An 11742-nucleotide genomic window follows, 5' to 3' on the forward strand; every position below is an offset into this window, starting at 1 on the left:
GATGGCTGAACGCGACCTCCACCCGCAGTGCAGCGGCCGTCTCTATGGTGTCGGCACCGGGCCGGGCGATCCCGATCTGCTGACGCTCAAGGCCGCGCGTCTGCTGGGGCAAGCCGACGTCATCGCCTATTTCGCCAAGGCCGGAAACGCCTCCAATGCCCTGCGGATCGTCCAGGCCTATCGCCGCGACGATGTGATCGAGGTGCCGCTGCTCTATCCAGTGACGACCGAAAGCCATCGCCATGGCGACGCCTACCGGCAGGCCATCACGGCCTTCTACGATCAGATGGCGGCGGAACTGGCCGGCCATCTTTCCGCCGGGCGCGATGTGGTGGCGCTGTCGGAAGGCGATCCGCTCTTCTACGGCTCCTACATGCATCTTCACGTGCGGCTCGCCAGCCGATTTGTGACCGAGGTCGTGCCCGGCATCACGGCGATGAGCGGCTGCTGGAGCCTGGCGGGCCTGCCCATCGTGCAAGGCGACGACGTGCTGACCGTTCTGCCCGGCACGCTCGACGAAGAGGAACTGGCGCAGCGCCTGGCGGCAACGGAAGCGGCCATCGTGATGAAGATCGGCCGCAACCTGCCGAAGGTGCGCCGGGCGCTCGCCCGCGCCGGACGTCTCGATTGCGCCGTCTATGTGGAACGCGGCACGATGACCGAGGGCCGGCACCTGCCGCTGAACCGCAAGACCGACGACGACGCGCCCTATTTCTCGCTGGTGCTGGTGCCGGGCTGGGCCGGACGGCTCGCCGCGACCGACCCGTCCGCTGAGGCGGACAAGGCAAACGCACCGGCCGATCTGGAGACTTCCACCTCATGACCGGCCGACTTTCCATTATCGGCCTCGGCCCCGGATCGGAGGCCATGATCACGCCGCAAGCGCGCGACGAGGTTGCGCGGGCGGCGCATATTTTCGGCTATTTCCCTTATGTGGAACGGCTTTCGCCGAGGCCGGACCAGACGGTCCACGGCTCGGACAATCGCGAGGAGCTGGATCGCGCCCGCGCGGCGCTCGATCTGGCGGCGCGGGGTGAGGATGTCGCAATGGTGTCGGGCGGCGATCCCGGCGTCTTCGCCATGGCGGCCGCCATTTGCGAGACCATCGACGACGGACCGGACGCCTATCGCGCGGTCGAACTGGTCGTCACACCCGGCGTCACCGCGATGCTCGCCGTCGCCGCTGCTGCCGGCGCGCCGCTCGGTCACGATTTCTGCGCCATCAATCTGTCGGACAATCTGAAGCCATTCGCGATCATCGAAAGGCGCGTCGCCGCCTGTGCCGAAACCGGCATGGCCATGGCATTCTACAATCCGATCAGCCGGTCGCGGCCCTGGCAGCTCGATGCGGCCTTCGATACCGCACGGCTCTATCTGCCAAAGGCGACGCCCGTCATTTTCGGACGTGCGGCAGGCCGGCCCGAACAGCAGATACGAACCGTGCCCCTTTCGATGGCGAAGGGCGAGATGGCCGACATGGCGACCTGCGTGATCGTCGGCTCGGTGACGACGCGGATCGTCGAGCGTCCGGGGCGCGAGCCGCTGATCTATACGCCGCGCTTCTGGAATGCCGATACCGGCCAGGCCGAGCCGGAGGCAGCGCAATGAGCGAGGTCTGGCTGAAAGTGGTCGGGATCGGCGAGGACGGCGTGGATGGCCTCTCCCCTGCGGCGCGCGCGGCCATCGCCGATGCACGTCACGTCTTCGGCGGCAAACGCCATCTGGCGCTCGCCCGATCGCTGATCGAAGGCGACAGCCATCCTTGGCCCTCGCCTTTCGACACCTCGATGGAAGCCGTCCGCGCCTGTGCCGGGGAGCCGACCTGCGTCCTGGCATCCGGCGATCCATTTCATTTCGGCGTCGGCGTGACGCTGGCGCGCCTGATCGAACCGGCGGCCATGCGCGTGATCCCGCATCCTTCCGCCTTTTCGCTGGCTGCTGCCCGCCTCGGCTGGGCCTTGCAGGACGTTGAAACGCTGTCGCTGCATGGCGAACCGGTCGCGAAGGTTCGACGCCACCTCCATGACGGCGCGCAGCTGCTCCTGCTGACATCTGACGGTTCTTCGCCCGCCGAAATCGCGCGTTTTCTCGTCGGTCTCGGCATGGGAGACAGCCGGTTGACCATCTTGGAGGCCCTCGGTGGAGATCGCGAAACGCTCAGCGAAGTCGGGGCGAACGCTCTGGCGGACAGCGATGAGCGTTTCGACCCGCTGAATGTCGTCGCGCTGACCGTTCATGCCGAGGCCGATGCACCCGACATTGCGCTGACGCCGGGATTGCCGGACAGCCATTTCGACCATGACGGCCAGATCACGAAGGCCGATATGCGCGCGATCACGCTTGCCGCCCTGGCGCCGCGTCCCGGAGAAACGCTGCTCGACATCGGCGCCGGCTCCGGTTCCATCGGCATCGAATGGATGCTCGCCCATCCGCGCAATCGCGCCATTGCCGTCGAAGCCGATGCGGAGCGGGCATCGCGCATCGCGCGCAATGCGGAGCGGCTTGGCGTTCCCGATCTCCAGGTCGTCCATGGCAATGCGCCTGACGCCCTTGCGGGGCTCGGACACATGCAGGCCGTCTTCGTCGGCGGCGGTGCGAGCGATGACGGCGTCATGCAGGCCGCGCTGGACCGTCTTTCGGCGCGGGGCCGACTGGTCGCCAATGCGGTCACGCTGGAAACCGAAGCGCTGCTGTCCGATCTTCACAAACGGCTCGGCGGCTCACTCGCCCGCATCCAGTTCGCACAGGCTGCGCCCATCGGTTCCATGCGGGGCTGGCGGAACGCCATGCCCGTCACGCAGTGGCGCTATTGCAAGGCGGACGAAGCATGATCGCCGCCGGGTTCGGATTCAGCAGCCGGGCATCCGCTGGCGAGTTCGCGGCAGCCCTCGACGAGGCGCTACGCGTGACGGGGATCGGCGCGGATCGGATCGGGGCGCTCGCAACACTCGATGACAAGGCCGAAACCGGGGCGTTCCGCCATTTCGCCGAGACCCATGCGATTGCGATCGCGCCGGTCGGTCACGGTCTTGCGGCCGCGTTCAGCGCATCGTGCGCAACGGCATCCGCCCGTTCCGAAACCGAGACGGGCCTGCCATCGGTCGCCGAATGCACCGCGCTTGCCACTGTCGCCTCTGCGGGCGGGTCGTCAGAGCCGAAATTGCTGCTGGCCCGCATCGTCTCCGGCCATGTGACCTGCGCCCTCGCCGGCTCGGCCTCGGCCGATGAAATCGCGCATGGGCGTTCCGAAGCCGAAGGACACGCGTCATGACGGTCTATTTCATCGGCGCCGGCCCCGGCGCACCCGACCTCATGACCCTTCGCGGCAAGGCCCTGATCGAACGCTGCCCCGTCTGCCTCTATGCCGGCTCCATCGTTCCGCGCGACCTCCTCGCCTGGTGCCCGCAGGACGCCGAAATCATCGACAGCGCGCCGATGAGCCTAGACGAGATCGAAGCGGTTTTCGCGACCGCCGCGCAGCAGGGCCGCGATGTCGCCCGCCTGCATTCCGGCGATCTGGCCATGTGGAGCGCGGTGAACGAACAGATCCGCCGCCTCAAGCGGCTCGGCATCGCCTATGAGATGGTGCCGGGTGTACCGGCCATCGCCGCCGCGGCGGCCGCGCTGGGGCAGGAACTGACGGTTCCGGCCGAGGCGCAGAGCCTCGTTCTGACCCGCGTCGAGGGGCGGGCGTCGCCCATGCCGTCAGGCGAGACGCTGGAGAATTTCGCCAGAAGCGGCGCGACGCTGGCGATCCATCTGGCCATTCACGCCCTGCCCCAGATCGTCGCCCGCCTGACACCCTTCTATGGCGCGGACTGCCCGGTACGGATCGTCGCTCATGCCAGCCGGCCGGAACAGAGAATCATAACCGGCACGCTCGCCGATATTGAGCATCGTTTTGCCGCCGACCCCGTCGAACGCACGGCCATCATCCTTGTAGGGCATGCGCTCGGCAGCGAAGATCACCGCGAAAGCGCCCTTTATGACCCGGCCTATCAACGACGCTTTCGCGGCCGGAGCGAACTGGACAGACAATGATCGACAGAGCCCTCGACAGACTGCGCGAAAAGCGCCCCGCCTTCGAACCGGGACACGTCTGGCTGGCCGGCGCCGGTCCCGGCTCCATGGAGATGCTGACCGTCGGCGTCCTGGCCGCCGTCATGGAAGCCGATGTCATCGTCTACGATGCTTTGATCGATGCCGATCTTCTCGACTATGCGAGGCCGGACGCCGAACGCGTCTATATGGGTAAGCGCGCCGGACAGCCCTCCGCCAGCCAGGACGAGATCAATCGCCGCATCGTCGAACTGGCGCGCCGCAATCTGCGCGTGCTGCGCCTGAAGGGCGGCGATCCCTTCATCTTCGCGCGCGGCGGCGAGGAGGCCGTGGCGCTGCACGAGGCGGGTGTGCCGTTCCGCGTTCTGTCCGGGGTGACGGCGGCTATCGGCGCGGCGGCTTCGGCCCGCATGCCGATCACCATGCGCGGCGTCAACAATGCGCTCGTCCTGATGACCGGCCACGACAAGGATGGCGTGACCGAACTCGACTACAACGCCCTCGCCCGCCTCGACCAGCCCATCGTGATCTATATGGGCCTGACCTATCTGGGCGAGATCGCCGGCCGGTTGATGAATGGCGGCATGGACGGCGCCATGCCTGTCGCGATCGTGCAGAATGGGACCCGCCCGGACGAACGCATCCTGATCTCGGACCTGAAGAACGCCGCCGCGGACGTTCGGCGCGAAGGCCTGAAGTCGCCATCGCTTGTTTATATCGGACGCGTCGTGCCGGTCGGCGAAACGTTGCGTCAGATGGCGGCGGAGATGGCATGATCGGACCGAAGGCGATCATCGTCGGCGCGCCGCGTTCCGGCTCCGGCAAGACCTCCGTCACAACCGGCCTGCTCAGGGCGTTTGCCCGGCGGGGATTGCGCGTGCGCGGCGCCAAGAGCGGGCCTGACTATATCGATCCCGGCTTCCATGCCGCCGCCACCAACGCGCCGGGTGTCAACCTGGATAGCTGGGCCATGGAGCCGACGCTGCTGGAAGCGATGCTGGCGGAGCAGGGCGAAGATACCGATCTGCTGATCATCGAAAGCGCCATGGGTCTGTTCGACGGGATCGAGGCCGGCGAAGGCCGCTGCGGCGCCGCCGCCGATCTGGCGCGCCGGTTCGCCATTCCGGTGCTGCTTGTGCTGGACTGTTCCGGTCAATCCCGCAGCGCCGCCGCTGTCGCTCATGGCTTTGCGTCCTTCGATCCGGATGTGAGGGTGGCGGGCGTCGCACTCAATCAGATCGCGTCCGACCGGCACGAACAGCAAATCGCGGACGCCATGCGAAAAGCCGGGCTACCGGTTTTCGGGACGGTGCGACGCAATGCCGTCTCGGCCATGCCCGAACGCCATCTCGGTCTGGTGCAGGCGCGTGAGCATGCCGCGCTCGACGATTTCATCGAGCAGATGGCCGACACCATGGAAGCCGCGCTCGACCTCGATGCCATATGGGATGCGGCAACGCCTCTCCGAACCCCGGCCGATACTGCCGGACGGGCCCTCGCCTTGCCGCCACCGGCCCAGCGCATCGCAATGGCGCAGGACGACGCCTTCTCCTTCATCTACCCGCATTTGCTGCGCCAGTGGCGGGCCGCAGGCGCCGAACTGCGCTTCTTTTCGCCACTAGCCGACGAAGCGCCGCCGAAGGATTGCGATCTTTGCTGGCTGCCGGGCGGCTACCCGGAACTTCACGCGGCACGCCTCGCTGCCGCCGGCACCTTCATGGCGGGGCTTCGTGCCTACGCGCGGACAAGGCCGGTCCATGGCGAATGCGGGGGGTTCATGACGCTCGGCCGCGCGTTGGAGGACGCAGATGGCGTCACCCACGAAATGCTCGGCCTTCTGTCGCACGAAACGAGCTATGCGAAGCGGAGGATGAATCTCGGCTATCGCCGCGCCACCCTCAGCGCCGACTGTCCGATCGGTTCCGCCGGCACGGTGGTGCGCGGCCACGAATTTCACTATGCGCGCGTCACGGAGCCGGGAACCGACGAACCGCTCGCCGATCTTCAGGACGGCATCGGCAACGATCGCGGGGCGTCGGGCGGCCGGCGCGGTCACGTCACCGGCACCTTCTTCCACGCCATCGCGCGGGAGCCAGCATGAGCGGCGTGGCACGGCTCGAACGGTTGACCAACGACGCGCTCGTGGCCCTCGGCTTCTACACGCGCCTTCCGAGCTGGCGCCTGGTGCCGCCGGACCGGGCCACGGATTTTTCGAACGTGCAATGGGCCGCCCCCTTGGCCGGTGTCGTCATCGGGCTGCTGCTGGGGGCGCTCAATGGCGCGGTCGACGCCATGGACGTGCCCGATCTGCTGCGCGGCATCCTTGTCGTCGCCTGCGGTATCCTGCTGACGGGTGCGCTTCACGAGGACGGCCTGGCCGATGTCGCCGACGGTTTCGGCGGCGGAGCGGATCGGCAACGTAAGCTCGCCATCATGAAGGACAGCCTTCTGGGCTCCTACGGCACGTTGGCGCTGATCGTGTCTTTTATGTTGCGTGTCACTGCAATCGCTGCCCTGACCGATCCGGTCCTCGCCGCGTTGGCTTTGGTTGCCGCACATGGCGCCGCGCGAGCGCTCATGCCAGTCATGCTGCGCCATCTTCCGAACGCTCGCGGAGAAGGGGTCGCCCATCGGATCGGCCGCCCTTCCCAGGGGGCGGTCCTTGCCGCCGTCGGCATCGGCGTGGCGGCTCTGCTGCCGCTCGGTTTTCCCGCCGTTCCGCTCGGCCTGGTCATTCTCGTCATCGCCTATATCGCCGTCGCCACCCTCGCCCATCGCCAGATCGGCGGCCAGACCGGCGATGTTTGCGGCACTTTGCAACAGACCGGCGAGGCCGCAATCCTCACGCTTTGTGCAACTCTTTTAGTCTAGCTCACAGGTAGGCCATGTTTGAAAACCTCGATGCCATTGCCGAAGCCGTTCGCAACCTGCCCGAAACCGACCAAAGCGCTGCCGCGCAAGCCGCCGAACGCCAGATGCAGCTGACCAAGCCGGCGGGTAGTCTCGGTCGCCTGGAAGATCTCGCTGTCTGGCTGGCGGGCTGGCAGCGCAGCGAAAAACCGCGTCTTGAAACGGTGGTAACGCTGGTTTTCGCCGGCAATCACGGCGTTGCCATGCGGGGCGTCTCGGCGTTCCCGCCTGATGTCACCAATCAGATGGTCGCCAATTTCGAGCATGGCGGCGCGGCCATCAACCAGCTTTGCCGCCTGGCCGGCTCCGAACTGAAGGTCATAGCGCTGCAGCTCGACGAGCCGGCGGACGATTTCACGCAGGGCCCCTCCCTGTCCGAAAGGCAGTTTCTGGAAGCCGTCAACGCCGGCTACGACGCCGTACCGGAGGATGCCGATCTGGTCTGTATCGGTGAGATGGGCATCGGCAACACCACCGCTGCGGCGGGCGTCGCCTACGGTCTTTTCGAAGGAGCCGCAGAGGACTGGGCCGGGCGGGGCACAGGTGTCGACGATTCCGGCCTGCAGCGGAAGATCGACGTGCTGAACGAAGGTTACGAGGCCAATCGCGATCTTCTCCATTCTTCGCTCGGCGCGTTGCGCGCTTTCGGCGGACGCGAATTGGCGGCCATGTTCGGCGCTGCGCTCGCCTGCCGCACCAAAAGCGTAGCGCTGGTGGTCGATGGTTACGTCTCAACCGCAGCCGTCGCGCCACTTTTCGCCATGAACCCGCATGGACTCGATCACGCCGTCTTCGCCCATCAATCCGCCGAACAGGCGCATCAGCGGCTGGTGGCGCGGTTCGGACAGACGCCGCTCCTCGACCTCGGCATGCGGCTTGGCGAGGCGTCCGGCGCCGCTGTGGCCGTTCTCATTCTGAGAGCAGCCATCGAAACGCATAACGGCATGGCGACCTTTGCCGAGGCCGGCGTTTCGGAAAGCGCCAGCTAGACGCATCGAAGGTCCGCACCCTGTTCGCCACCCTCGCCTTGGCTGCTCTGCTTGTCGAAGCCACGTTCGGCTATCCGAACCGGCTCTTCATAGCCATCGGCCATCCAGTGACGTGGATCGGGCGACTGATCGAGACGCTGGACCGGCGCTGGAACAGACCGCACCTGTCGCGCCGCACCCGCATCGTTCTGGGTGGCCTTCTGACGGTGGCGCTGGTTACGATTTCACTGGCGGCCGGCCTGCTTCTCCATTGGCTGGCCGGCGACGTTCTGCCGCCCCTTCTGGCCGTTCTCGTGCTCGGCATCCTTGCATCCACGCTTCTGGCGCAGCGCAGCCTGCACAGCCATGTAGCGGATGTTCGCGATGCGCTGAGCAATAGAGGGGGCGATCTGGCCGGGGCCCGCCGCGCCCTTTCAAAGATCGTTGGACGCGATACCGCCGCACTCGATGAAAGTCAGATCACCAGAGCGGCCCTCGAAACGTTGGCCGAGAACTACTCCGACGGTGTCGTCGCGCCAGCCTTCTGGCTGGTTGTGGGCGGATTGCCCGGCGGCCTTGCCTACAAGGCGATCAACACGGCGGACAGCATGATCGGCCATCGCAACGAACGGCACGAAGCCTTCGGCAAGGCCGTGGCGCGGCTCGACGATCTGGTGAATTTGCCGGCGAGTCGGCTGTCCGCCATTCTGATCCTCGCAGCAGCCGCGTTCATGAAGGCAGCCAATTTACGCGCGGGATATTGCGCGGTACTGATGGACGCGCGCCATCACACCTCGCCCAATGCCGGCTGGCCGGAAGCGGCCATGGCCGGCGCGCTCGGCGTCACCCTGGCCGGCCCGCGCGTCTATGGTGGCAAAACCGTCGATGCGGCGTTGATGAACCGCGATGGGCGGCATGAACTCACCGGCGACGATATCGACCGCGCGCTTCGCCTTTATCGCCATGCCGACAGGCTGCTGATCGCCCTGATTGCAGCCCTTGCCCTGCTTTTGACGCTCTAGCCGCCGAACGCCCCAAACCAGATACGGAACCCCGATATGTCGAACGATCCTTCCATCAACGCCGACCGAGAGGGCACACTGTTGCTGTGCCGCCTATGCTGGGAAGAAAGCGGCGCGGTCGTCGATCGGTGGAAGAAGCGTGCTGCGAAGTCCGGCATTCAGGTTCAGATGGTCGATTGCATGGCGGCCTGCGACCATGGGCCGTCCGGCGCGCTCGCCGCACCGGGCGCGTGGACCTATTTGCTCGGCCACCTGAAGGAAGCCGATGGCGATGCCCTGTTCTGGGGCGCTACGGCCCTTGCCCGGAGCAAGGACGGGCTGCTGCCATGGGATTATCGGCCCGCCCGTTACCGCAAGATCATTCGTGGGCGCATCCCGCCGATAGCGGCAGGTCAATGACCACGCTTTCGGATCGAAACATCCTGATCCTCGGTGGCACGGCGGATGCGCGCAAGCTGGCGGTTGCGCTCGCTGGAAAGGGTACGAATGTGACCCTTAGCCTTGCCGGCGTAACGTTGTCGCCGCGCGATCAGGGCGTGCCGACCCGCGTGGGAGGCTTCGGCGGCGCGGATGGGCTTGCGGTTCATCTTCACGAGCAACGCATCGAACTGCTGATCGATGCGACCCATCCCTATGCAACGACGATCTCGCGCAACGCCGAGATCGCGGCGGCAAAATCCAACACGCCGATCCTCGCGCTCCGCCGCGCTCCATGGCGGCCCGAAGCTGGCGATATGTGGTATGAGGCGGGCGATCTGAAGGCCGCGCTTGCCATCATCGGCTCCGAGCCGAAGCGGCTCTTCGTCGCGCTTGGCCGCAAGGAGATCGCGCCGCTCGCCACGGCACCGCAGCACCTTTATCTCATTCGCTCGGTCGATCCGGTCGATGCTGCGCTGCTGCCACCGAAGCACGAGACGATTCTGGATCGAGGTCCCTTCGCGCTGGATGGCGAACGCCAACTCCTTCAAAACCATCGGATCGATGCGGTCGTCTGCAAGAATAGCGGCGGCACGGCAGCCTATGCCAAGCTGCGCGCCGCCCGTGCGCTCGGCCTGCCGGTTCATATGTTGAACCGCCCGCCGCTCCCCGACGTGCCGCAAGGGTCGGACGTCGAGACCGTCATTCGGATGGCGTGTGAATACCTTCAAACGTAGTCGTTCAAGCTGGTTCAGTTTTCCGATGAACCGCCAGTGAAGCGGATGGTGCCCGCCACCGCATTCTGCCACTTCCGGTAGCGCCGTTCGCGCTCTTCGCTCTCCATCTGCGGCTCGAACCGGCGTTCGAGCGACCAGCTTTTCGCGAACTCTTCCTGACTGGGATAGAAACCGGCCGCCATGCCAGCCAGCCAGGCCGCACCCTGCGCCGTTGTTTCCAGCACTTTCGGCCGGTCGACCGATGCGCCGAGAATGTCCGCCAGAAACTGCATCGTCCAATCGGATGCACTCATGCCGCCATCGACGCGCAGGACGGCCTCTTCGTCCGTCGCGGCATCCGGGCCGAGCGAAGCGCGCCAGTCGGCCCGCATCGCCTCCATGAGATCGCGCGTCTGATAGCCGACGCTTTCCAGCGCCGCTCGCGCCAGTTCGTCAGGGCCGGTATTGCGCGTCAGGCCGAAAATGGCGCCGCGGCACTCCGCGTCCCAGTACGGCGCGCCGAGGCCGGTAAAGGCCGGCACCAGGACCACGCCCTGCGAGGCGTCCGCCGCTTCGGCCAGCGGTTGCGTTTCGGCGGCGTCGCGGATCATCTTCAGCCCGTCGCGCAGCCATTGCACGACCGCGCCGGCGATGAAGATCGAGCCCTCCAACGCGTAGGTCGGCTTGCCGTCGAGCTGATAGGCGATTGTCGTCAGAAGCCGGTTCTGCGACATGACGGGCGTGTCGCCAGTGTTCATCAGGGCAAAGCAGCCCGTGCCGTAGGTCGACTTCAGCATGCCGGGCGCGAAACAAGCCTGACCGACCGTCGCCGCCTGCTGATCGCCCGCCACGCCCATGATCGGAATATCGCCTCCGAAGAGATCGGCCCGCGCCATACCGAATTCGCCGGCGCAATCGCGCACTTCCGGAAGCATCTCCATCGGGATGTCGAGCAGATCGCACATGGTGCTGCTCCAGCGACCATTGCGGATATCGTAAAGGAGCGTGCGCGCCGCATTGGTGGCGTCGGTCACGTGGGAGCGGCCGCCGGTCAGCTTCCAGATCAGATAACTGTCGACCGTGCCGAACAGGAGTCCGCCGGCACGGGCACGCTCGCGAGCGCCTTCCACCCTGTCGAGAGTCCAGGCGAGCTTCGTGCCAGAGAAATAGGGATCGATGAGAAGACCGGTCTTCTTCGCCACGATGGCTTCATGGCCGGCATCCCGAAGTTCACGACATTTCACAGCTGTTCGCCGATCCTGCCAGACAATGGCGTTGTGGATAGCCTTGCCTGTCGCCTTGTCCCAGACCAATGTGGTCTCGCGCTGGTTGGTGATGCCGATCGCGACAATGTCCGCAGCTTGCGCACTGGCGCGTTCCATGACCTGACGGCACGTCCCCGCAACGGTGGTCCAGATGTCGTCCGGATCGTGCTCCACCCATCCGCTCTGCGGAAAATGCTGGGGGAACTCCTCCTGCGCCGTCGCCACCGGCGTCATCGATTTATCGAACAGAATCGCCCGGCTCGACGTCGTTCCCTGGTCGATCGCGAGAATATAGGTCATGGCTCCAAACTCCTCCGGTCTGGGTAGGCAGCATAGGGTCTGTCATGAAGAAGGCGACCGCTCGGGCCGCCTTCTTCGTTTCGTC

At 66.0% G+C, this 11742-nt stretch carries 13 protein-coding genes; 12 read left to right on the forward strand and 1 reads right to left on the reverse strand.

Annotation, left to right across the window (positions count from 1 at the left end; genetic code table 11):
* The first annotated feature begins 1 nt into the window (after window position 1).
* The 12 genes from B7H23_RS10165 to B7H23_RS10220 are packed head-to-tail and all read left to right on the forward strand — an operon-like array spanning window position 2 to window position 10113.
* Window positions 2-823, forward strand: coding sequence for a precorrin-2 C(20)-methyltransferase (locus B7H23_RS10165; protein ID WP_094077301.1), 822 nt, complete (start codon window positions 2-4; stop codon window positions 821-823).
* Window positions 820-1608, forward strand: a complete 789-nt coding sequence (locus B7H23_RS10170) for a precorrin-3B C(17)-methyltransferase (protein ID WP_094077302.1) — start codon at window positions 820-822, stop codon at window positions 1606-1608. The genes B7H23_RS10165 and B7H23_RS10170 overlap by 4 nt, the downstream gene beginning before the upstream one ends.
* The gene (cbiE, locus tag B7H23_RS10175; protein WP_094077303.1) at window positions 1605-2831 is read left to right on the forward strand and encodes a precorrin-6y C5,15-methyltransferase (decarboxylating) subunit CbiE; all 1227 of its coding nucleotides are present in this window, start codon (window positions 1605-1607) and stop codon (window positions 2829-2831) included. The genes B7H23_RS10170 and cbiE overlap by 4 nt, the downstream gene beginning before the upstream one ends.
* The gene (locus B7H23_RS10180) at window positions 2828-3271 is read left to right on the forward strand and encodes a cobalamin biosynthesis protein (RefSeq protein ID WP_094077304.1); all 444 of its coding nucleotides are present in this window, start codon (window positions 2828-2830) and stop codon (window positions 3269-3271) included. The genes cbiE and B7H23_RS10180 overlap by 4 nt, the downstream gene beginning before the upstream one ends.
* Entirely contained in the window at window positions 3268-4041 is a 774-nt protein-coding gene (cobM, locus tag B7H23_RS10185) for a precorrin-4 C(11)-methyltransferase (protein ID WP_094077305.1), read from the forward strand. Before B7H23_RS10180 ends, cobM begins: the two co-directional genes overlap by 4 nt.
* The gene (gene cobA / locus B7H23_RS10190; protein ID WP_094077306.1) at window positions 4038-4835 is read left to right on the forward strand and encodes a uroporphyrinogen-III C-methyltransferase; all 798 of its coding nucleotides are present in this window, start codon (window positions 4038-4040) and stop codon (window positions 4833-4835) included. Before cobM ends, cobA begins: the two co-directional genes overlap by 4 nt.
* Complete coding sequence (locus tag B7H23_RS10195; RefSeq protein WP_420814478.1) at window positions 4832-6160, forward strand: cobyrinic acid a,c-diamide synthase CobB; 1329 nt, start codon at window positions 4832-4834, stop codon at window positions 6158-6160. Before cobA ends, B7H23_RS10195 begins: the two co-directional genes overlap by 4 nt.
* The gene (gene cobS / locus B7H23_RS10200; RefSeq protein WP_094077307.1) at window positions 6157-6930 is read left to right on the forward strand and encodes an adenosylcobinamide-GDP ribazoletransferase; all 774 of its coding nucleotides are present in this window, start codon (window positions 6157-6159) and stop codon (window positions 6928-6930) included. The genes B7H23_RS10195 and cobS overlap by 4 nt, the downstream gene beginning before the upstream one ends.
* A 14-nt stretch (window positions 6931-6944) precedes the next feature.
* Window positions 6945-7958 carry a nicotinate-nucleotide--dimethylbenzimidazole phosphoribosyltransferase gene (cobT, locus tag B7H23_RS10205; protein ID WP_094077308.1) on the forward strand — a complete coding sequence of 338 codons (1014 nt, stop codon included), beginning with the start codon at window positions 6945-6947 and terminating at the stop codon, window positions 7956-7958.
* A 20-nt stretch (window positions 7959-7978) separates the two neighbouring features.
* Complete coding sequence (gene cbiB / locus B7H23_RS10210) at window positions 7979-8959, forward strand: adenosylcobinamide-phosphate synthase CbiB (RefSeq protein WP_094077309.1); 981 nt, start codon at window positions 7979-7981, stop codon at window positions 8957-8959.
* Window positions 8960-8995: 36 nt separating this feature from the next.
* On the forward strand, window positions 8996-9358 hold the full coding sequence (locus B7H23_RS10215) for a DUF1636 family protein (RefSeq protein ID WP_094077310.1): 363 nt from the start codon (window positions 8996-8998) through the stop codon (window positions 9356-9358).
* A complete protein-coding gene (locus B7H23_RS10220; protein ID WP_094077311.1) occupies window positions 9355-10113 on the forward strand; it encodes a cobalt-precorrin-6A reductase in 759 nt (252 codons plus the stop codon). The genes B7H23_RS10215 and B7H23_RS10220 overlap by 4 nt, the downstream gene beginning before the upstream one ends.
* A gap of 14 nt (window positions 10114-10127) precedes the next feature.
* Here B7H23_RS10220 and glpK read toward each other — a convergent pair whose 3' ends face one another.
* Entirely contained in the window at window positions 10128-11657 is a 1530-nt protein-coding gene (gene glpK / locus B7H23_RS10225; protein ID WP_094077312.1) for a glycerol kinase GlpK, read from the reverse strand.
* Between the last annotated feature and the right edge of the window lie 85 nt (window positions 11658-11742).

Source organism: Notoacmeibacter marinus (assembly GCF_002238045.1).
In the GTDB taxonomy this organism is placed as follows: Bacteria; Pseudomonadota; Alphaproteobacteria; order Rhizobiales; family Rhizobiaceae; genus Notoacmeibacter; species Notoacmeibacter marinus.